This window comes from Avibacterium paragallinarum, assembly GCF_011765605.1.
Lineage (GTDB): Bacteria > Pseudomonadota > Gammaproteobacteria > Enterobacterales > Pasteurellaceae > Avibacterium > Avibacterium paragallinarum.
The window spans coordinates 41,528-61,388 of sequence record NZ_CP050316.1; the positions used below are offsets into that span (position 1 = coordinate 41,528).

General features: G+C 42.5%; 20 protein-coding genes and 1 pseudogene. 8 read left to right on the forward strand and 13 right to left on the reverse strand.

Annotated elements, in window-relative coordinates; genetic code table 11:
- Nucleotides 1-32: 32 nt before the first annotated feature.
- On the forward strand, nucleotides 33-575 hold the full coding sequence (gene pilW, locus HBL79_RS00200; protein ID WP_017805302.1) for a type IV pilus biogenesis/stability protein PilW: 543 nt from the start codon (nucleotides 33-35) through the stop codon (nucleotides 573-575).
- 144 nt (nucleotides 576-719) lie between these two features.
- Nucleotides 720-1,820 carry a DNA-processing protein DprA gene (gene dprA, locus HBL79_RS00205; protein ID WP_035687998.1) on the forward strand — a complete coding sequence of 367 codons (1,101 nt, stop codon included), beginning with the start codon at nucleotides 720-722 and terminating at the stop codon, nucleotides 1,818-1,820.
- Here the strand turns inward: dprA and rsmD are convergent.
- On the reverse strand, nucleotides 1,817-2,425 hold the full coding sequence (gene rsmD, locus HBL79_RS00210) for a 16S rRNA (guanine(966)-N(2))-methyltransferase RsmD (RefSeq protein WP_046097259.1): 609 nt from the start codon (nucleotides 2,423-2,425) through the stop codon (nucleotides 1,817-1,819). The two genes, dprA and rsmD, sit on opposite strands and share 4 nt — an antisense overlap.
- A 155-nt stretch (nucleotides 2,426-2,580) precedes the next feature.
- Here rsmD and ftsY point away from each other — a divergent pair, with 155 nt between their 5' ends.
- Nucleotides 2,581-3,999, forward strand: coding sequence for a signal recognition particle-docking protein FtsY (gene ftsY / locus HBL79_RS00215; RefSeq protein WP_035687996.1), 1,419 nt, complete (start codon nucleotides 2,581-2,583; stop codon nucleotides 3,997-3,999).
- Nucleotides 4,000-4,557: 558 nt separating this feature from the next.
- On the opposite strand, the gene glpQ is transcribed toward ftsY, so the two are convergent.
- A complete protein-coding gene (gene glpQ / locus HBL79_RS00220; RefSeq protein WP_035687993.1) occupies nucleotides 4,558-5,652 on the reverse strand; it encodes a glycerophosphodiester phosphodiesterase in 1,095 nt (364 codons plus the stop codon).
- 93 nt (nucleotides 5,653-5,745) lie between these two features.
- Nucleotides 5,746-7,191, reverse strand: a complete 1,446-nt coding sequence (gene glpT / locus HBL79_RS00225; RefSeq protein WP_046097260.1) for a glycerol-3-phosphate transporter — start codon at nucleotides 7,189-7,191, stop codon at nucleotides 5,746-5,748.
- A 277-nt stretch (nucleotides 7,192-7,468) separates the two neighbouring features.
- On the opposite strand from glpT, the gene glpA reads away from it, so the two are divergent.
- Genes glpA through glpC form a run of 3 tightly spaced genes read left to right on the forward strand, consistent with a single transcriptional unit; the run spans nucleotide 7,469 to nucleotide 11,713 of the window.
- Nucleotides 7,469-9,160: an anaerobic glycerol-3-phosphate dehydrogenase subunit A gene (gene glpA / locus HBL79_RS00230; protein ID WP_124994790.1), complete on the forward strand. Its 1,692-nt coding sequence runs from the start codon at nucleotides 7,469-7,471 to the stop codon at nucleotides 9,158-9,160.
- Nucleotides 9,150-10,442, forward strand: coding sequence for a glycerol-3-phosphate dehydrogenase subunit GlpB (gene glpB / locus HBL79_RS00235; RefSeq protein WP_035687987.1), 1,293 nt, complete (start codon nucleotides 9,150-9,152; stop codon nucleotides 10,440-10,442). Before glpA ends, glpB begins: the two co-directional genes overlap by 11 nt.
- Nucleotides 10,442-11,713 (forward strand): anaerobic glycerol-3-phosphate dehydrogenase subunit GlpC, encoded by a 1,272-nt coding sequence (gene glpC / locus HBL79_RS00240; RefSeq protein WP_035687985.1) that lies wholly within the window; start codon nucleotides 10,442-10,444, stop codon nucleotides 11,711-11,713. Before glpB ends, glpC begins: the two co-directional genes overlap by 1 nt.
- Nucleotides 11,714-11,782: 69 nt before the next feature.
- Here glpC and HBL79_RS00245 read toward each other — a convergent pair whose 3' ends face one another.
- Nucleotides 11,783-12,541, reverse strand: coding sequence for a DeoR/GlpR family transcriptional regulator (locus HBL79_RS00245; RefSeq protein ID WP_035687983.1), 759 nt, complete (start codon nucleotides 12,539-12,541; stop codon nucleotides 11,783-11,785).
- Nucleotides 12,542-12,571: 30 nt separating this feature from the next.
- Nucleotides 12,572-13,432, reverse strand: coding sequence for a rhomboid family intramembrane serine protease (locus tag HBL79_RS00250; protein WP_035687980.1), 861 nt, complete (start codon nucleotides 13,430-13,432; stop codon nucleotides 12,572-12,574).
- A gap of 48 nt (nucleotides 13,433-13,480) precedes the next feature.
- Between HBL79_RS00250 and HBL79_RS00255 the strand changes: the two genes are divergently transcribed.
- Nucleotides 13,481-13,798, forward strand: coding sequence for a DUF5389 domain-containing protein (locus HBL79_RS00255; RefSeq protein ID WP_035687978.1), 318 nt, complete (start codon nucleotides 13,481-13,483; stop codon nucleotides 13,796-13,798).
- 33 nt (nucleotides 13,799-13,831) lie between these two features.
- Here the strand turns inward: HBL79_RS00255 and purT are convergent, their stop codons facing one another.
- From purT to rpe, 4 genes are all read right to left on the reverse strand, one after another.
- On the reverse strand, nucleotides 13,832-15,013 hold the full coding sequence (purT, locus tag HBL79_RS00260; protein WP_035687976.1) for a formate-dependent phosphoribosylglycinamide formyltransferase: 1,182 nt from the start codon (nucleotides 15,011-15,013) through the stop codon (nucleotides 13,832-13,834).
- 179 nt (nucleotides 15,014-15,192) lie between these two features.
- Nucleotides 15,193-16,194, reverse strand: a complete 1,002-nt coding sequence (gene trpS, locus HBL79_RS00265) for a tryptophan--tRNA ligase (protein ID WP_035687974.1) — start codon at nucleotides 16,192-16,194, stop codon at nucleotides 15,193-15,195.
- Between the two features lie 23 nt (nucleotides 16,195-16,217).
- Nucleotides 16,218-16,892: a phosphoglycolate phosphatase gene (locus tag HBL79_RS00270; protein WP_046097261.1), complete on the reverse strand. Its 675-nt coding sequence runs from the start codon at nucleotides 16,890-16,892 to the stop codon at nucleotides 16,218-16,220.
- Complete coding sequence (rpe, locus tag HBL79_RS00275; protein WP_035687967.1) at nucleotides 16,892-17,566, reverse strand: ribulose-phosphate 3-epimerase; 675 nt, start codon at nucleotides 17,564-17,566, stop codon at nucleotides 16,892-16,894. The genes HBL79_RS00270 and rpe overlap by 1 nt, the downstream gene beginning before the upstream one ends.
- A gap of 153 nt (nucleotides 17,567-17,719) precedes the next feature.
- Between rpe and HBL79_RS00280 the strand changes: the two genes are divergently transcribed.
- Nucleotides 17,720-18,331, forward strand: a complete 612-nt coding sequence (locus tag HBL79_RS00280) for a LysE/ArgO family amino acid transporter (protein ID WP_035687965.1) — start codon at nucleotides 17,720-17,722, stop codon at nucleotides 18,329-18,331.
- Nucleotides 18,332-18,389: 58 nt separating this feature from the next.
- On the opposite strand, the gene HBL79_RS00285 is transcribed toward HBL79_RS00280, so the two are convergent.
- The 4 genes and pseudogenes from HBL79_RS00285 to HBL79_RS00300 all read right to left on the reverse strand — a co-directional run.
- Complete coding sequence (locus HBL79_RS00285) at nucleotides 18,390-18,779, reverse strand: RidA family protein (RefSeq protein ID WP_035687963.1); 390 nt, start codon at nucleotides 18,777-18,779, stop codon at nucleotides 18,390-18,392.
- 90 nt (nucleotides 18,780-18,869) lie between these two features.
- The gene (locus HBL79_RS00290) at nucleotides 18,870-19,154 is read right to left on the reverse strand and encodes a type II toxin-antitoxin system RelE/ParE family toxin (RefSeq protein ID WP_035687960.1); all 285 of its coding nucleotides are present in this window, start codon (nucleotides 19,152-19,154) and stop codon (nucleotides 18,870-18,872) included.
- Nucleotides 19,147-19,320 carry a hypothetical protein gene (locus tag HBL79_RS00295; protein WP_167316901.1) on the reverse strand — a complete coding sequence of 58 codons (174 nt, stop codon included), beginning with the start codon at nucleotides 19,318-19,320 and terminating at the stop codon, nucleotides 19,147-19,149. The genes HBL79_RS00290 and HBL79_RS00295 overlap by 8 nt, the downstream gene beginning before the upstream one ends.
- A 106-nt stretch (nucleotides 19,321-19,426) precedes the next feature.
- Nucleotides 19,427-19,771: pseudogene (locus tag HBL79_RS00300) on the reverse strand (IS110 family transposase); the annotation flags it as partial.
- Between the last annotated feature and the right edge of the window lie 90 nt (nucleotides 19,772-19,861).

The following is a 19,861-nucleotide window of genomic DNA, read 5'->3' on the forward strand; positions in this document are numbered from 1 at the left end:
ACCTGAGCAATCAAAAAATAAGGAGAGAAAAAATGAAAATTTATCAATGTATCTTAAGCATTCTTTTTTCTCTCTTTCTCGTAGCCTGTGTTTCCACTCCCTTAAATAAGCAAGACTTTGATAAGCAGCAAGCCGCAAAGGCGAGAGTGGAGCTTGGCATTGGCTATCTTGAGCAAAATGAACTTGGTCTGGCGAAGCAAAATTTAGACAAAGCTTTAGCTTATGCCCCGAATTATTATTTAGTGCATTCAGCGTTGGCATATTTTTATCAGCTTCAAGGGGAGAATACTCGTGCGGAAAATGCGTATTTGAAAGCCCTAAAACTCGACGATAAACAAGGCGATGTATTTAATAATTATGCCGTCTTTTTGTGCAAACAAGGACAATTCGAACAGGCTTATCTACGATTTGAACAAGCTCTCGCCACACCTAATTATTATCAGCAAGCGGATACTTACGAGAATATTGTACTTTGTGCGTTAGCAGAGAAAAATGCAATACGTTATGAAAAATATAAAGGCTTGCTGGAGAAACTAGATCCTAAAAGAAATCAAAAGACAAATGTTATTCATTAAATACCTTATTTTAAAATAGTATAGGTATTTCTCTAAGATTGGTTAAATTTTGCGATCTTTCTCGCAAAACTAAAATAAAAGAATATATTCAATTCAACGACGATTTTAAGATATAGTCAAATTTGTTCAAGGCTTAAAATATCGATGATAACCAATGAGATGTTACTCCGTTTGCTCCAAATTCCTAAACTTGGAGCAAATACCATTCAAAAAATATTGGGTGAAATTAGTCTTACACAGCTTTTAGATTATGATGAATACGCGTTTAAACAGATTGGTTGGTCAGAAAAGCAAATTCAACGTTGGTTTTACCCAGAACGAAAATTCATTGATCCTGCGTTACAATGGGCAGAAAGTGCGGGTAATTTTTTGCTTAATTTTACCGATGAAGATTACCCTTATTTGCTGAAGCAAATTCCCTCCGCCCCGCCGATTTTATTTTTGCAAGGAAATTTGACCGCACTTTCTCAACCACAAATTGCAATAGTAGGTAGCCGTTATTGCTCGAATTATGGGGAATATTGGGCGAAGTATTTTGCTTCAGAGTTGAGTCTTGCGGGCTTTGCGATAACCAGTGGACTAGCTTTAGGGATCGACGGATTTTGTCATCAAGCCGTGGTGGATATTCAAGGGCAAACGCTGGCGGTGCTTGGAAGTGGGTTGGATAAGGTGTATCCTGCAAAACATCGCCGTTTGGCTGAGCAAATTATTGAGCATAACGGCACATTGATTTCCGAATTTCTCCCCGCGCAAGCGCCCGTTGCGGAGAATTTCCCACGCCGAAACCGTATTATTAGCGGGCTTTCGCTTGGCACGCTAATTATTGAAGCCACCGAGCGGAGCGGTTCACTCATTACGGCTCGTTATGCGTTGGAGCAAAACCGTGAGATCTTTGCCTTGCCGGGCAATATTCAAAATGGCTTTAGTGAGGGCTGTCATAAGCTCATCAAACAAGGGGCGACATTAGTGGAGAGCGTGACGGATATTTTAGAAAATCTCCCACATTATCAGTATGTTACACCGAATTATACCGAACAGAAATCGCCATCGTCGGCGAACGAGCAGCTAACTTCAGAGCCACCAAGTTATCCCGAACTTTACGCTCAATTAAGCCACATTCCCATTAGCCTTGATGAACTTTCAGCCCGTTTGTCATTGCCGATTGATGTCTTATTAACCCAATTATTAAGTTTAGAATTGCAACAATTAGCGGTTTGTGAAAATGGGCTGTATCGGCGAAGTTAGCGTTCGCTTTGCTGATATAAGCGATAACTCACTTGCCCTGTGGCCTTTTCTTTTAATAATTGCCAATGGGCGGGTATCGTCAGGGTTTTATTTTTTTCCGTTTCCACATAAATTAACGCCTCTGGCTTGAGCCAGTGATATTGCTCTAAGGCATCAACAGCTTGCTGTGCCAAATCAAAATGAAAGGGCGGATCGAGAAAAACCAAATCAAATTGGGGGCTAGGTGGCATTTGTTGCAAATATTGCAAACTATTTTGATTAATCACTTGCCCTTGCAGCGGTGAACATTTTAGTTGTTGCAGATTTTTGCTTAGCTGGTTTGCTACCTGCTTATTTAGCTCTAAAAAAATCACCTGATTTGCTTGACGTGAAAGCGCCTCCAGCCCGAGCGAACCACTGCCCGCAAAGCAATCTAAACAATTTGCTCCCACAATATAGGGCATTAGCCAGTTGAACAGGGTTTCTTTCACGCGATCGCCCGTTGGTCGTAAGCCCTCAGCATTCAAAACGGGTAATTTTCGACCACGCCAAAGCCCTGCAATAATGCGGACTTCGCCTTTTGCTAATGACACATTGCTTGTGCGTTGCGTTGGATTTTTTTTCATAGGGATTTGCCAAATTATGATAGACTATGCAAACTTTTCACTGAACATTATGCCGCGTTTTCAGCCGATTTTATCAGTAATCAAATCAAAAAGAGGGGCATAGTGTAGTATAAAATGCAAAAAATCAGTAATGTTTTCATCATAGTGAGTAATATATGACAGAAAAAAATAAAAAAGGCGGATTTTGGTCTTGGTTTGGCTTAGGTAAAAAGAAAGAAGAAGCGGTAGAGCCTAGTTTATTGCAAGAAAATGCGGAAGAAATCAACGTTTCACAAACAGAAATCCCCTCAGAACAAAGTGCGGTGGAAAATTCACAAGGTTTTGAGCAAGAAACGGAAACTCTAACGCAAGCTGAAATTTCCTCAGAGCAAAGTGCGGTAGAAAATCCGCAAGGTTTTGAGCAAGAAACGGAAAGCCTAACGCAAATCGACATCACGCCAGAGCAAAGTGCGGTAGAAATTTCACAAGATTTTGAGCAGGAAGAGGAAAGCCTAACGCAAACCGACATCACGCCAGAGCAAAGTGCGGTGGAAAATCCGCAAGATTTTGAGCAAGAAACGGAAAGCCTAACGCAAATCGAAATCACACCAGAGCAAAGTGAAGCAGAAAATCCACAACCCGCAGAGAAAGAAAAACCAAGCAAAGGGGGCTTTTTCAGTCGCTTAGTGAAAGGGCTGATTCGCACCAAACAGAATATCGGTTCGGGCTTTTTGAGCCTATTTTCAGGTAAGAAAATTGATGATGATCTGTTTGAAGAATTAGAAGAACAGTTGCTCATCGCCGATATTGGAATGCCGACAACAACCAAGATTATCAATAATTTAACTCAACACGCCAGCCGCAAACAGCTAAAAGAGGCAGATTTGTTGTATCAACAGCTTAAAGCGGAGCTTGCAGATATTATTAAGCCTGTCGCACAGCCGCTGCAAATTGATAGCAGCAAAAAGCCTTATGTGATTTTGATGGTGGGCGTAAATGGCGTGGGCAAAACTACCACCATTGGCAAACTTGCACGTCAATTCCAAATGCAAGGCAAATCGGTGATGTTAGCCGCTGGGGATACTTTCCGTGCCGCCGCCGTAGAACAGCTACAAGTGTGGGGGGAACGCAATCATATTCCTGTTATCGCTCAAAACACGGGGGCGGATTCTGCTTCCGTGATTTATGACGCAATGCAATCAGCCGCGGCGAGAAATATTGACATTTTAATCGCCGATACCGCAGGGCGTTTGCAAAATAAAAATAACTTAATGGACGAGCTGAAAAAAATCGTGCGAGTGATGAAAAAATACGATGAAACCGCACCGCACGAAATTATGCTGACCCTTGACGCGGGTACAGGGCAAAACGCCATCAGCCAAGCGAAATTATTCCACGAAGCCGTAGGGCTAACGGGGATTAGCTTAACGAAACTTGACGGCACGGCAAAAGGCGGGGTGATTTTCGCCATCGCAGATCAATTTAAATTGCCGATTCGCTATATTGGTATCGGTGAAAAAATTGAAGACCTCCGCCCATTCCAAGCGGAAGAATTTATTGAGGCTTTATTTAGTAAAGAATTGGAAACTCAATAGCTGAGAAGATAAAATTTTGTTTAGGGCGAGCGGAATAGTTCGTCCTTTTTTATTAGCCTGTTGTTTTTGTTTGGGTGAATAGTTTTTTCTTCGGTAGCTATAACGGATTTCGCTCGTTGAGCGACTTACTTTCTTTTGCGTTCCCAAAGGAAGTAAGCAAAGAAAAGGGAACCCGACTAAATTGCTTTTCCTCATTTCAATAAAATTTTCTTAACGAAAAATAAGCCTGATGTTCGCTTTGCTCTCGCTCGGCGTTACGGCTCTCAAAAATTTTATCTTCATTCAGGCAATTTACACGGGGAATGGGGTATTTACATTTAAAAGTGCGGTGGGATTTGGGATCTATTTTGTGAGAGATAAATGAAAAAAACACCGCTAGAAAGCACCGTCTTTTCATTATCTAGGATAAATTTTTAGAAATTTTGGGTGGGTAGCTGATATTTTTTTATTTTCATAGTCTGAAATCATTCAGTCAATGGCAGGGGCGTATGGCATACGCCCCTGTGTTGTGTACTATTACACCACCTTTTTTGTTGTACTAAATGGTGTTAATTTGAATTACTGCTTATGCAAAAACTCTACGGCGGTATCTGGAAAATCAGTAAAAATTCCTGTCGCGCCAGCTTGGTTTAGCAAGGCATCGTACATTTGGTTTACGTTCGTAAAAAATGCAGGTAAGGCGTCTTTACGGACGGTGTAAGGGTGTAATTCCATTTGGTATTTTTTTAGCTCTTGCACCAATGGGGTGTAAACCACCTTATCTTTGGTGGAATTTTCTTGATCGATTAGCATATACCAACCTGGCCCTACGCCGTCTGCATATTTTGCCACTTCAGCCATTGCACCATCTTTGAACATCCAACCATAATCATAGTTTACCCATTCGCCTTGCGGATTTTTTTCTTCCGTTTCGTGCCAATCGGTGTAGGCGATAAGCTGGACTAATTTAAGATCCATTCCTAGACTCGGCATTAGCTCAGTTTTGATGCGTTTAAGCTCATTAAAATCAAAGGTTTGCAAATAAACGCGATCGGATTTTTGCGTATAACCATATTTTTTCAGCACTTCCAAGGTCGCTTTGGCAATATCTTTCCCTTCTTTATGGTGTAGCCAAGGGGCTTTGATTTCGGGGTAAATGCCGATTTTTTTGCCTGTGGATTTTTCTAGTCCTTGGATAAATTCGATTTCATCTTCAAAGGTGTGAATTTTAAAATGGGATTTCCACATTGGGAAGCGATCAGGGTAAACCTGTACCTGTTTGCCATCTACCACTTTGAAATTTTCGGTCATATTGAGCGATTGAATTTCCGCAAGCGTAAAATCCACCACATAATAACGCCCATCTGCGCGTTTACGATCAGGGAATTTTTTCGCCACGTCAGTCAGCCCGTCTAAAAAATGATCGTGGATCACGATTAAATGATCGTCTTTCGTCATCGCTAAATCTTGTTCTAAATAATCCGCTTTTTGTCCAAAGGCAAGGGCTTTACTTTCTAGCGTATGCTCAGGCAAATAGCCACTTGCTCCGCGGTGAGCGATAACAAGTTTTTCATTATTATTCACTGTTGGCATTGCATTTGCTGCTTGCACACAAGTAAATGCCAAGGTGGATAAGGCAACAACTAGAGCTAATTTTTTTAATTTGAATGTCATAAAAACTCCTTTTAGTAAAGTGCGGTGCTTTTTCACCGAATTTTTATCAATAAAAAAGGAAGGGCATTGCTGCACTTCCTTTCTGATTATTCACTATTTACCGTAGTGATCGGCTAATGTAGCTTTATGTTTTGCTTCTTGAATGGTTACGATTAAGAGTAATAATACAGCTAAGATGCCGCCGGTGATCATTACATAGAAACCACCGTCCCAACCGTAGTATTCCGCAGCCCAACCCACAACGGCTGAAGCAGAAACTGTACCACCGAGATAACCAAATAAGCCTGTGAAACCTGCTGCTGTACCTGCCGCTTTTTTCGGTGCAAGTTCAAGAGCGTGTAAACCAATTAACATTACTGGACCATAAATTAAGAAACCGATAGTGGTCATTAAGATAAAGTCAGTTAATTGATATGGGTTTTCATACCAAGCTTTGCCTGCATATTGTGCGAGTTCAGCTTCAGGCGTTGCTGGGTTTAACCATAGTGCCACTACTGCAATGGTCGTTAAGATCATAAAGATGAAACCCGTTAAACCACGTTTACCTTTAAATAGGTGATCCGATACCCAACCACAGATAAGCGTTCCTGGAATCGCAGCTAATTCATAAATGGTATAAGCCCACGCCGTACCTTTGATATTGAAATGTTTCACTTCACCCAAATACACTGGCGACCATTTCAATACGCCATAACGAATGAGATAAACAAACACGTTAGCAATGGCGATGTACCATAACAATTTGTTTTTCAACACATAAGTAACGAAAATTTCTTTTGTGCTGAGATCATTCTCGTAGGTTTTTTCGTTGTAGTCATCTGGGTAATCATTACGCCATTTTTCAATGGCAGGTAAACCACAAGATTGAGGCGTATCTTTCATTACTAAGAACACTGGAATAGCTGCGATCATCGCGGCAATACCCGGATAATAGAGAGCTTGTTGCCAAACATCTTTTGCCGTAGCTTGCACACCGTGTTCACTAAAATAGATAGCACCAGCAAGTAATACCATCGCACCTGGAACCATTCCTCCAACATTATGAGCACAGTTCCAAATGGATACGATGGTTCCACGTTCATTTTTTGACCACCAGTGAACCATTGTACGTCCGCACGGCGGCCAGCCCATACCTTGGAACCAACCATTAAGGAAAATCATCACAAACATTACTAAAATGCCTGATGTCGCCCAAGGCATCAAGCCCATTAGGGTCATACATAAACCTGAAAGTAATAAGCCACAAGGTAAGAAAACTTTCGGATTTGAGCGGTCAGAGATGGTCGCCATAAAGAATTTTGACAAACCATAAGCTAAACCCGCACCAGTCCCGATAATACCGAGTTCCGCTTTATTATAAAGTCCTGCTTCAATTAACCCTTTTTGTGCTAAGTCGAAATTAGCACGCACAAAATAATAGGCTGCATAACCAAAGAAGATTCCCATAAACACTTGCCAGCGTAAGCGTTTGTAGGTGGAATCTATTTTTTCTTTTGGCAGCTCCGCAATATGGGGAGCTGGTTTAAATGGTCCAAACATAGAATTCTCCAAATTGTTATTATTTATAATGTAAGGTTCGTTCTTTTACGAACATTCCATAGATATGATATAGAAAAAATCCAATACGAAAAGCAGAGAAATGTTAAGTTGTGATGTTTGTCACAAAAATATAACAAAATTTTTTCTTGACTGATTTAAACAGTGATCTTTATCACATTATTTGATACAAAATTGCTCATTTTATTTTCCAAAACGAACATTTGGAGTATGATTATATTGTTATTCTTTATTTTGCTTATTTTTATGAGGGGGAACTATGCCAATATCACCTCAGTTTTATCAATCAAATGGGGATTTTTCACCGATCAGCACTGATGTCATTATCATCGGTGGTGGGGCTACGGGGGCAGGTATTGCACGAGATTGTGCATTACGCGGTATTGATTGCGTGTTATTAGAACGCCGCGATATTGCCACAGGGGCAACAGGGCGTAACCACGGCTTATTACATAGCGGGGCGAGATATGCGGTGAATGATGAAGAATCCGCACGCGAATGTATTCAAGAAAATTTGATCCTGAAAAACATTGCTCGCCATTGTATTGAAGATACCAAAGGGCTGTTCATCACCTTACCCGAAGATGATTTGGCGTATCAGAAAACCTTTCTCACCGCTTGTGATAAGGCAGGTATTGAAGCGGTAGCGATTGAACCTGATTTAGCTAGACGCTTAGAGCCTTCGGTCAATCCGAATTTAGTGGGCGCGGTGGTGGTGCCTGATGGTTCTATCGATCCTTTCCGCCTTACTTCCGCCAATATACTTGATGCCAGCGAACGTGGTGCAAAAATTTTCACCTATTGCGAAGTCAAAGGGCTAATCCGTGAAGGCGATCGCGTAATTGGGACGAAAGTTTACGATCATAAAAATAAAGTAGAACGCTTGTTTTTTGCCCCAGTTGTGGTGAATGCAGGCGGGATTTGGGGACAAGGTATTGCCGAATATGCCGATCTCAAAATCCGAATGTTCCCAGCCAAAGGGGCGTTGCTGATTATGGGGCATCGCATTAATAATCTAGTGATTAACCGCTGTCGCAAGCCTGCCGATGCGGATATTCTCGTGCCAGGGGATACCATTTGTGTGATCGGCACGACTTCAAGCCGTATTCCTTATGATCAAATTGATAATATGGTGGTAACGCCTGAAGAAGTGGATATTTTATTCCGTGAAGGGGAAAAACTCGCCCCTTCCCTACGTCATACCCGCGTGCTGCGTGCTTATGCAGGCGTGCGTCCCTTGGTAGCGACCGATGATGATCCCTCAGGGCGAAATGTGAGCCGTGGTATTGTGTTATTGGATCACGCAGAGCGTGATGGGTTGGAGGGTTTTGTTACCATCACAGGTGGGAAATTAATGACCTATCGTTTAATGGCAGAATGGGCAACGGATTTGGTGTGCAAAAAACTCAATAAATCTGCCACTTGTACCACTGCTAGCCAACCTTTACCGGGTTCAGGTACAACACAAGAAGAAACCTACAAACAAATTATTTCACTGCCAACACCGATTAAAATTTCTGCGGTTTATCGCCACGGGCAACGAGCCACGAAATTATTAGAAAAAGAACGCCTTGATCGCTCGTTAGTGTGCGAATGCGAAGCGGTGAGTGCAGGAGAAGTGCGTTATGCCGTTGATGAACTCAAAGTGAATAACTTGGTGGATTTACGCCGCCGCACCCGTGTAGGAATGGGAACGTGCCAAGCGGAACTCTGTGCTTGCCGAGCGGCGGGCTTAATGGCACGTTTTAAAGTAGCAACCCCGCGTCAATCCACCACACAACTGGCTTCTTTTATGGAAGAACGTTGGCGGGGGATTCAGCCTATCGCTTGGGGAGAAGCAGTGCGTGAAGCAGAGTTTACCAGCTGGATTTATTACAGTTTACTTGGTTTGAATGATGTTAAACCACTTGATGAACAAGCCACACAGGGGACAGACAGCAATGAAATTTGATGTGATTATTATCGGTGGCGGATTGGCAGGGCTAACCTGCGGTATCGCTTTGCAACAACAAGGTAAACATTGTGCCATCGTAAACAACGGACAAGCGGCGATGGATTTTTCCTCTGGCTCGTTAGATTTACTCAGCCAGCTACCAAACGGAAGTGCGGTGCAAAATTTCGCCGAAATTTACCCGCACTTTGCTGAACAAATGCCACAGCATCCTTATTCGTTATTGGGAAAAGATCAGGTGCTTGCCAAAGCAGAACACTTTGAACAATTAGCCCAATCGCTCAATTTGGATCTGATTGGCTCACATAAAGAAAATCATCTCCGTGTTACTCCTTTGGGCGGTTTACGTCGCACTTGGCTTTCGGCAAACAGCGTGCCAACCTTACCATTATCACAAGCTGAATTTCCCCATAAACGCATTGCCGTGCTAGGCATTGAGGGTTACCACGATTTCCAACCACAATTATTAGCGGATAACTTAAAACAAAATCCGCAATTTGCCCATTGTGATGTGAGTATTGGCTATTTGCACATTCCGCAATTAGACCAACTTCGCAACAACGCACGGGAATTTCGTAGCGTCAATATTTCCCAAGTACTGGAGCATAAACTGGCGTTCGGCGAGTTAGTGCGAGAGATCCAACAAGCCGCAGGAAACGCAAGTGCGGTGTTTTTACCCGCCTGTTTTGGTATGAGCGACAATCATTTCTTCAACAGCCTCAAACAGGCGACAGGGCTAAATTTATTTGAACTGCCAACACTGCCGCCTTCTTTACTGGGAATGCGTCAGCGAAAAGCCCTGCGAGATCATTTTGAAAAGTTGGGCGGTGTAATGCTCAATGGCGACAAAGCGTTGCGGGCGGATATTGAGGATCACCAAGTGAAAGCCCTTTACACGCAATTACATCAAGATGATGCACTTTATGCTGAGCATTTTGTGCTGGCTTCAGGGCATTATTTTAGCTCGGGGATTGTGGCGGAATTTGAGCGGGTTCTCGAGCCTATTTTTGATCTCGATATTATCGGCAACGGCGATTTTGATAATGGCAACCGCCTTTCTTGGACAAGAGATCGCTTTTCCGCTCCGCAGCCTTATCAAAGTGCGGGGGTGAAAATTAACGAAAAATGCCAAGTGCAAAAGTGCGGTGAGATTTTAGCGAATTTATACGCTATCGGCTCAGTGATTGGCGGTTACAATAATTTAGAACTCGGTTGTAGCTCGGGCGTGGCGGTGGTTACTGCACTCACCGTAGCAGAACAGATTCTTGCGGGGGGCAAATAATGAACATTCAACAATTAATCGAAAACGCAAAACAAAACGCTACCTTGCCACCTAGCCACCAATATGTGGATAACAGTTTTGAGAGCTGCATAAAATGTACGGCTTGCACGGCGGTTTGCCCAGTATCAAAACAAAATCCGCTTTATCCTGGTCCGAAACAAGCTGGCCCAGATGGGGAACGTTTTCGTCTAAAAAGTGCCGCATTCTATGATGAAGCACTGAAATATTGTACCAACTGCAAACGCTGTGAAGTGGCTTGCCCTTCTGATGTAAAAATTGGCGATTTGATCGTGCGGGCGAGAAATAACCATTTGAAAGAGCAGAAAAAATCGCTCATTCATAAATTACGCGATGCGGTGCTAAGTAACACCGATATTATGGGCAAACTCAACACGCCATTTGCCCCTGTGGTGAATACCATTACAGGCTTAAAAGCCACGAAATTCTTACTGGAAAAAACCTTAAAAGTCAGCCAACATCGCAGCCTGCCGAAATATTCCTTTGGCTCATTCCGTCAATGGTATAAAAATAATGCCCTTGAACGTCAGCGTTATTACAAAGACAAAGTGGCGTACTATCACGGCTGTTACGTGAATTATAATAATCCACAACTCGGCAAAGATTTAATCAAGGTTTTCAACGCCTTAGATATTGGCGTAATGTTGTTAGAAAAAGAAAAATGCTGTGGGCTGCCACTGAGCGTGAATGGATTTCCAAAACGTGCTAGACAACTTGCCGAATTTAACCTTGCTCAGCTAGAAAATACCATTATTAATCAAGAGCTTGATGTGGTGGGAACGTCCTCTAGTTGCACAATGAATTTACGTGATGAATATCATCATATTTTGGGAATGGATAACGCAAAAGTACGTCCACACATTAATATTGTAACGAAGTATTTGTATCAATTATTTCAACGTAAAAACGCACCGCAGTTTAAATCAATGCCGTTGAAAGTGGCATATCACACTGCTTGCCACGTGGATAAAGCGGGCTGGGCACCTTACACTCTTGCGTTATTAAAATTGATCCCTGATCTTGAAGTGGTAATGCTACCAAGTCAGTGTTGTGGTATTGCTGGCACTTACGGCTTTAAAGCAGAAAACTATGAGGTTTCTCAAGCCATTGGTAAAACCTTGTTTGAACATATTGAAGAGGGGCAATTTGATTTTGTAATTTCAGAATGCGAAACCTGCAAATGGCAAATTGATATGTCCACCAGTGTAACTTGTTTGCACCCAATCACGTTATTGGCAAAGTCTATTAATTAAAAAGCAGAGGAAGATAGCTAGTGGTAGCTTATCTTCCGCTTTTTTATTATGAATAAAGTGCGGTGCGTTTTATTCGCAAATATGCACCGCTGTGTTACTGGCTTCTAATAATTGGCGGATACTTTCCGACGGTGAGGTGTCGGTGAAAAGATGACTTAGTTCGGCGAGTGAGCCTAAACACACTATTGCACGGCGGTTAAATTTAGAATGGTCTGTGGCAAGAATGGTGTTGCGGGAGCTTTCCATAATCGCCCGTTTCACTTGCACTTCGTGGTAATCGTAATCTAATAATGTGCCGTCGCTGTCAATGGCACTGATCCCCAATATGCCAAAATCTAAGCGGAATTGTTTGATAAAAGCCACAGTGGCTTCGCCGATGATACCACCGTCTTGTCGCAGTGAACCGCCCGCCATTGTGATGTCAAAACTTTTATTTTGCATTAGGATATAAGCGGCGTTCAGATTGTTGGTCACAATGCGTAAATTTTTGTGATTTAACAAGGCATTCGCCACCGCTTCTGGGGTTGTGCCAATATCCATAAACAAAGATGCCCCGTTTGGAATGAGTTTCGCCACTTCTTCCGCAATACGCCGTTTTTCTGTGGAGAAGAAATGTTTGCGTTCCACATAATCGGAATTTTCTGATGTGGAAGGGGAAGCCGCACCACCGTGATGACGGCTGATTAAATTGTTTTCCGCTAATTCATTGAGATCACGGCGGATTGTTTGTGGGCTAACGCCCAATAAATTCACCAAATCTTCAGTGCTTAAATAACCATTTTGTTTAACTAGTGAAATAATTTTTTTATGTCGTTGTGATTGTTTCATTTTTCTTCCTGATATTTTTTATAAGGTATTTTAAGCTTTACCAACGCGAATTTTTAACAATGCCAGCACAACGCCCGTAAACAAGCCCGTAATATGGGCGGTGTTCCCCATTGAAACGCCAATGAGCGGGCTGACGAAACCGAACGCGATCCCCACTAATAACATAGTGAAAAAACCTTGGGGTAAGTGAAATTTTTGCTGATTGCTCAATTTATCTAATACCAACACATAGCCTAACACCGCATACACCACGCCAGAAAGCCCAAAGAATGCCGCACCCGATGCCATATTTTGAGCAAATCCGCTGAGAAAAGCCGAAACTAAATATAATATGACAAGCTGGCTTGTGCCACATTTTTGTTCGATTTGCCCCGCAAAAATCCACCACCACACTAGATTAAAGGTGATATGCCAAGGGGAAAGATGAACAAGGCTATGGCTAAAATATCGCCACAATTCCCCTTGCTGAGAGGCATTTTCGGGATAATGGGAGAATAATAAAATAGGCAGCTCGAAACCGATCAGTTGGAAAAAATAGATGACAAGACAAAGTGCGGTAATAAAAACCGTGAATTTTTGTTTTTTGCCAACGTCAAGGAAAGAGAGGGCAGGAAGCCAATTCGCCCATTTTATTTTTTCCCTTTTTTCTACTTGCCCCGTTTGCCAACTGAATTGCTCATAACGCGAATCAAAAGGGTTTCGCAAAAATTCGTTGCATTCTTGTTCAATTTGAGTAAGCACTGGGCAATGGGAATCCACATAGGCAACGAGCATTATCCCGTGTTCCGTTTGTTCTTCTTTGATGATTAATTCCACCTTGTATTTTTGCAAAATATAATCGCGAAAATGGTATGTCCAATTACTGATTTCGCTACCAAATAAACGGTGCATTTGCTATATTCCTTTTTTGTAATTTAAGTTGATAATCCTGAGGAAAAAATGAAAAAACAATCAATGCCAAGCGGCTTTTCCCCCTTTACTTGGGCGTTAGCAATGTTTTGCTTACCCATTTTGCTTTGGCCGCTAGCCTTGCTGATTTCCCCTAATTTACTCAAAAATCCCCAGCTTTCCGATCTCCAAATGACGTTAATGTCGATCTTTTTTTGGGTATATCCTTTTCTTTTAGGCATTATGGCACGGATGCTTTATCTCTGTCATCAACGTAATGCCTCCCTTGCGAGAAAAGGGCTGGCACTAAGTGCGGTGCTTTTTTACAGCGTTTTATTTTATATTTCAGCCGTTGGGTTTCAAGCATAAAAAATGAGCATTATAGAATAATGCTCAATGTTTTTATAAGGTAATGTGGAGCTGTGCGTAAGCCCGTTCCACTTTTTGCAAGGCTTTTTCAACGCTTTCATCGCGAGCCAGCACCACACCCATTCGGCGATGTCCATTGACTCCACCTTTACCAAACAAACGAATGTCCGTGTTAGGCTCGGCAAGCACCTTTTCCAAACTGCCAAATTGCACTTGTTGCGACTGCCCCTCCACCACAATAGCTTTGGAAGCGGCAGGACTGAGCAACGAGATTGGCGGGATTGGCAGCCCCAAAATGGCTCTGGCGTGCAAGGCAAATTCGGAAAGCTCTTGTGAAATCAGCGTGACCATACCCGTATCGTGCGGACGAGGGGACACTTCATTGAAAATCACCTCATCGCCTGCCACAAACATTTCCACTCCGAAAATCCCACGCCCGCCAAGTGCGGTGGTAATTTTCTCCGCAATTTGTTGTGCCTTAGCGAGAGCCTCTTCAGACATCGCTTGCGGCTGCCAAGATTCTCGGTAATCACCATTTTCTTGACGATGTCCAATAGGGGCAAGAAAAGACGTACCGCCAATATGACGCACAGTGAGCAAGGTGATTTCATAATCGAATTTCACAAATCCCTCGACGATCACACGCCCGCCGCCTGCTCGTCCGCCTTGTTGGGCGTAATCCCAAGCCCGTTGCAATTCATCAAGGGATCTAATGACGCTTTGCCCGTGTCCCGATGACGACATAATAGGCTTCACTACGCAAGGAATGCCAATTTTTTCCACCGCACTTTGGAAATCGGCAAAGTTGTCCACAAATTGATAATGAGAGGTTGGCAAGCCCAATTCTTCGGCGGCTAAACGGCGAATGCCCTCACGGTTCATCGTTAAGCGGGTGGCTTTCGCAGTCGGCACGACATTAAAGCCCGCTTGCTCCAATTCCACTAAGGTTTCAGTGGCGATGGCTTCCACTTCAGGCACGATATAATCAGGCTGTTCTTTTTCAACCAATGCTCTCAAGGCTTTGCCATCAAGCATCGAAATGGTATAAGCACGGTGTGCCACTTGCTGAGCAGGTGCGTTTTCATAGCGATCCACCGCAATTACTTCTACGCCTAAGCGTTGTAATTCGATGACCACTTCTTTCCCCAGCTCCCCTGAGCCTAACATCATCACTTTTGTAGCGTTGGGGGTGAGGGCTGTACCTAATGTTGTCATTGCATTTTCCTTCCTGTTTATATTGTTATATTGATAGGTATTTTCCGATTTTTATAGAGTTAGTTTGATTTATTGTGCAACTTGTATCTAGCTTTATATGAAAATGAAACTAATTTTATAAGTTAATACAAAGTGCGGTGAAAATTAGGCGAGTTTTTCGCCTAATTTAAAGGGAGTAATTAAGGCGCAACAAAACCAATGGCTTTGTACACCGCATCTAATGTGGCTTTAGCACGGGCTTGGGCTTTTTTCGCCCCTTCGGCGGCAATTTTATGTAATAAAGCTTCATCATTACGGAAATGGTGATAGCGTTCTTGCAACTGGGTGAGCATTGCAGACACTTCATCGGCAACGGCGGTTTTTAAATGACCGTACATTTTGCCGTCAAATTCTGCCTCTAATTCAGCAATGCTTTTGCCGGTAATCCCCGCCAAAATATCTAACAAGTTAGACACGCCTGCCTTGTTTTTTACGTCATAACGAATCACAGGTGGCTCGTCAGAATCCGTTACCGCTCGTTTAATTTTCTTCACCACCGATTTTGGATCTTCTAACATACCAATCACGTTGTTGCGATTTTCGTCGGATTTCGACATTTTTTTCTCTGGCTCAAGTAACGACATCACGCGCGCGCCCGCCTTCGGAATAAATACTTCTGGAATAGCAAAATGTTCGCCATAAAGCGCGTTGAAGCGCTGTGCAATATCACGGGTGATTTCTAAATGTTGCTTTTGATCTTCCCCCACTGGCACTTGATTGGTTTGGTAAAGCAAAATATCTGCCGCCATTAAAACAGGATAGGTAAATAATCCAACATTCACATTTTCGGCGTGGCGTGCGGATTTATCCTTAAATTGGGTCATACGCCCCATTTCGCCAAAATAGGTGTAACAATTTAGCACCCACGCAAGCTGAGCGTGTTCTGGAACGTGCGATTGAATAAAAATCGTGCTTTTTTCAGGATCAATGCCGCAAGCTAAATACAACGCTAGCACATCAAGGGTAGCAGAATGTAATTTTTGAGGATCTTGACGAACTGTGATGGCGTGTTGATCCACGATACAAAACAGGCATTCATAATCATCTTGCATTTTCACCCATTGGCGTAACGCGCCAAGGTAGTTACCAATAGTCAATTCACCAGAAGGCTGAACGCCACTAAATACGATAGGTTTGGTCATTGTTATATCCTTTTTAATTCATATTAAACAATTTGCAGAATTTGCGCGAAATCATCAAAAACCCAATCAGGGTGCGCTTCTGCAATAGGAATATTGTAATTGTAGCCGTAGGTTAATCCCACCACAGGGCAACCAGCAGAAGTGGCGGCAATAATGTCATTTCTTGAATCACCCACAAATAAAATTTGTTTTGGATATAAGCCAAATTTACCGCATAAATAATAAAGCGGAGCGGGGTGTGGTTTGATTTGTGGTAAGGATTGCCCCCCTAAGGTTTCGCTAAATAAATGATCAATGCCAAAGGCTTTTAGCACAGGGAGAACGTGTTGTGTTGGCTTATTGGTTACCACAGCTAAAATAAAGCCACGTTCTTTTAACGCGGTGAGCGTTTCTTTCACATTAGGATATAAATGGCTGAGATTACACAGGTTTTCGCCATAATAAAAATTAAAGCGCGTTTTTACTTGCTCAATTTCCACCGCACTTAATGTTTTGCCAGTTTGTGCGGTTGCCCATTCCAATGCGCGTCCAATCAATACGCCCGCGCCATTGCCGATCCAAGTTAGCACTAATTCTTCAGGCGCTGGCGGCAAATCTACTTCACTTAACGCAGAATTCACCGAAAGGGCTAAGTCAGGCAGGCTGTTTACTAGCGTGCCGTCTAAATCGAAACCAATCAGTTTAAATTGTGATGTCATTATTTGCTTACCTTACTTAATTCTTGACGCATTTCGTCAATCACTTTTTGATAATCGGGTTGATCGAAAATTGCCGAGCCAGCCACAAAGGTATCCGCCCCTGCGCGTGCAATTTCCGCAATATTATTCACTTTAACCCCACCATCAACTTCTAAACGAATATCCAAACCACTTTCATCAATGCGTTGGCGAGCTTGTTTTAATTTTTCCAACGTCGCAGGAATAAAAGACTGACCGCCAAACCCCGGATTTACTGACATCAGCAAGATCATATCCACTTTATCCATCACATAATCCAAATAGCTCAATGGCGTAGCGGGATTAAACACCAAGCCTGCTTTGCAGCCATTATCACGAATAAGTTGCAATGAGCGATCGATATGCTCTGTGGCTTCAGGGTGGAAAGTGATGTAATTCGCCCCTGCTTTGGCAAAATCAGGGATTAAACGATCCACCGGTTTCACCATTAAATGCACATCAATGGGGGCGGTGATGCCGTAATCACGCAGGGCTTTGCATACTGCAGGGCCAAAGGTTAAATTTGGCACATAATGGTTATCCATTACATCAAAATGAATTAAATCTGCACCGCACTTTAGCACGTTTTCCACATCTTCGCCTAAGCACGCCAAATCCGCTGATAAAATCGATGGGGCAATTAAAAATGGTTTCATTTTATCCCTCAAAAATCACAAAAAACGATGGCGGATAGTGTACTACTTAATAAGGCAAAGTTTAAGGGAATTTGCCCTTTGTGATTGATTATTTTCACCTGTGGCTTTTATAATCGCCGTTTTGAATCATTAGGGAATAACTAGGGGAAAGCAATGGAATTTTATCTACAAGGCTTTTTAATGTGCTTTGGGCTTATCGCCACCATTGGTGCACAAAACACATTTTTACTTAAACAAGGCTTGCTCAAACAGCACGTTTTCGTGCTTTGTGTGTTATTTTTTCTCTGTGATTGCTTATTGTTTTCCCTTGGCGTGTTTGGCTTAGGGCATTTCATCAGCCAAGAAAAAATCGCTAGCGTTGCGTTGGCTTTAGTGGGTGGGCTATTTTTGCTGGTTTATGGGGCAAGAGCTTTCCTCTCCGCCTATCGCAATAACACCGCGCTCGCCTTAGAACAAGGGGCAAGCTTATCCCTTAAAAGAACGGTGGCGATCGCCCTCGCGCTCACTTTTCTTAATCCGCACGTTTATTTGGATACCATTGTTATCGTAGGCGGTATTGCTGGCACGTTAAGTATTGAGCATAAAACCGCGTTTCTGCTCGGCACGATTTCCGCGTCAGGGTTGTGGTTTTTCAGTGTGGGTTATGGCTCAAGATTGCTGATCCCCTTTTTCCAAAAACCAATCACTTGGCGTTTGTTGGATTGCTCAACCGGGATTATTATGTGGTTTATTGCCTTCGGCTTGATCAAATATGCCTTGGCGTAAAATAAAAAAGAATAAAAACGAAAAAAGGGCGATGGCATTCGCCCTTATTTGGGAGGGATTATTTTCTTACGGCAATCGCTTCAATCTCTAAGCCCACATCTTTTGGCAATCGAGCCACTTCAACACAAGAGCGAGCAGGAAAGTTAGGGTGATTATTTTCTTTAAAGAAACGTTCATATTCTGCATTTACTGTAGCAAAATCATTTAAGTCTTTAACAAAAACCGTCGTTTTCACAATATCAGCCACAGTTAAACCCGCTTGTTCAATAATGGCTTTAACATTTTCTAAAGATTGGCGCGCTTGAGCTACAATATCCACAGGCACTTCACCTGTTGCAGGATTAACCGGAATTTGCCCAGAAGTTAGCACTAAATTGCCTAAATCCACCGCTTGCACATAAGGCCCAATCGCCGCAGGTGCTTTTTCTGTATGAATAATTGTTGTCATTTTATTTCCTTTTATTGAATGAAAAGATGGTTTTATTCTATGCAATCTTGCCGAAAACTGAAAGGAAAATCTATTGGTATAAAGTGCTTATTAAGGACGTGGATAAAGCCTGCGACTATGAATAATGGTTTTGATATGCACTTCATCGTCTAAAATATCATAAACAATACGATAACCACGGCAAAAGGCTTCGCGCGTTCCATCATTGCGCATTCGACCGATAGCTTGGGGCATAAAGGCAATCATATCAATTTTGGCGTGAATATCTTGGTAGAGTTTCATACCACTGATGAAAGAATAGGTAAATTCAGCTACATTTTCTACAATATGATTGATGTTATTTTGTGCTTCTTGGCTAACAATAACCTTATACATAGGAATGATTTTCCATTTCTTCGAATTCACGCGCCTTGCGTTCAAGCAATGCAAGTGTTTGTCGTCTGGATTCTTCTAGCGTTAAAACACGCCCCGCTTTAAAATCCTCATCGCCACGGCGGATTTTTTCCGCTAAAAATTCATCATAACCTTTTTCTTTAAACATTTGGCTTCTCTCTAATAGACTTGAACGAATATTGAACCGATCCTAGCACCTTTTCCATTGAACAACAACAGATTCAAGGAGCTTTAGTGTGTAGCTGTTGTGCTACATTATCACGCATTGCGAGCATTTGGGCGTAAAAAGCCAACATTTTGGCATCTTTATTGTCGGTTTTTGCTAGTGACTGCGACATCGCAAACTGATTGGTTTGTCGCGGGTTAGCAATCACCACACGAAAGCCTGTGCGGTGGAGTGCTTTAGCTAATGGAAGTTCAAGCCCACCGGTGCTTTCAAGGACAATTAAGTCCACACTGAAACGACGTAAATACTCAATGGTATGTGCAATCCCTTTCGGGTTGTTGGTTTCGGTTTTTGTTCGTTTTTGGGTAGAAAGCCCAATGACGAAATGACGTTTAGCAACATCAATACCACAATAAGTTTGTTCATTCATCATTAACCTGCCTTGCATTCGGGTTTAAGTCTGGCAACTGTTCGGTTTTTTGGTGAAATGTTATTTGCTCTCATTGCTACAACTCGGTTTGTT

Bases quoted from the DNA above. Each gene is read 5' to 3' on its own strand.
- HBL79_RS00280 (WP_035687965.1), top strand. From the start codon at position 17,720: ATGGAATTTTATCTACAAGGCTTTTTAATGTGCTTTGGGCTTATCGCC.
- HBL79_RS00245 (WP_035687983.1), bottom strand. From the start codon at position 12,541: ATGAAACAATCACAACGACATAAAAAAATTATTTCACTAGTTAAACAA.
- trpS (WP_035687974.1), bottom strand. From the start codon at position 16,194: ATGACCAAACCTATCGTATTTAGTGGCGTTCAGCCTTCTGGTGAATTG.
- rsmD (WP_046097259.1), bottom strand. From the start codon at position 2,425: ATGAAAAAAAATCCAACGCAACGCACAAGCAATGTGTCATTAGCAAAA.
- glpA (WP_124994790.1), top strand. From the start codon at position 7,469: ATGCCAATATCACCTCAGTTTTATCAATCAAATGGGGATTTTTCACCG.
- HBL79_RS00255 (WP_035687978.1), top strand. From the start codon at position 13,481: ATGAAAAAACAATCAATGCCAAGCGGCTTTTCCCCCTTTACTTGGGCG.
- glpB (WP_035687987.1), top strand. From the start codon at position 9,150: ATGAAATTTGATGTGATTATTATCGGTGGCGGATTGGCAGGGCTAACC.
- HBL79_RS00270 (WP_046097261.1), bottom strand. From the start codon at position 16,892: ATGACATCACAATTTAAACTGATTGGTTTCGATTTAGACGGCACGCTA.
- glpQ (WP_035687993.1), bottom strand. From the start codon at position 5,652: ATGACATTCAAATTAAAAAAATTAGCTCTAGTTGTTGCCTTATCCACC.
- dprA (WP_035687998.1), top strand. From the start codon at position 720: ATGATAACCAATGAGATGTTACTCCGTTTGCTCCAAATTCCTAAACTT.
- ftsY (WP_035687996.1), top strand. From the start codon at position 2,581: ATGACAGAAAAAAATAAAAAAGGCGGATTTTGGTCTTGGTTTGGCTTA.
- HBL79_RS00250 (WP_035687980.1), bottom strand. From the start codon at position 13,432: ATGCACCGTTTATTTGGTAGCGAAATCAGTAATTGGACATACCATTTT.
- purT (WP_035687976.1), bottom strand. From the start codon at position 15,013: ATGACAACATTAGGTACAGCCCTCACCCCCAACGCTACAAAAGTGATG.
- glpT (WP_046097260.1), bottom strand. From the start codon at position 7,191: ATGTTTGGACCATTTAAACCAGCTCCCCATATTGCGGAGCTGCCAAAA.
- rpe (WP_035687967.1), bottom strand. From the start codon at position 17,566: ATGAAACCATTTTTAATTGCCCCATCGATTTTATCAGCGGATTTGGCG.
- glpC (WP_035687985.1), top strand. From the start codon at position 10,442: ATGAACATTCAACAATTAATCGAAAACGCAAAACAAAACGCTACCTTG.
- pilW (WP_017805302.1), top strand. From the start codon at position 33: ATGAAAATTTATCAATGTATCTTAAGCATTCTTTTTTCTCTCTTTCTC.
- HBL79_RS00285 (WP_035687963.1), bottom strand. From the start codon at position 18,779: ATGACAACAATTATTCATACAGAAAAAGCACCTGCGGCGATTGGGCCT.
- HBL79_RS00290 (WP_035687960.1), bottom strand. From the start codon at position 19,154: ATGTATAAGGTTATTGTTAGCCAAGAAGCACAAAATAACATCAATCAT.
- HBL79_RS00295 (WP_167316901.1), bottom strand. From the start codon at position 19,320: ATGTTTAAAGAAAAAGGTTATGATGAATTTTTAGCGGAAAAAATCCGC.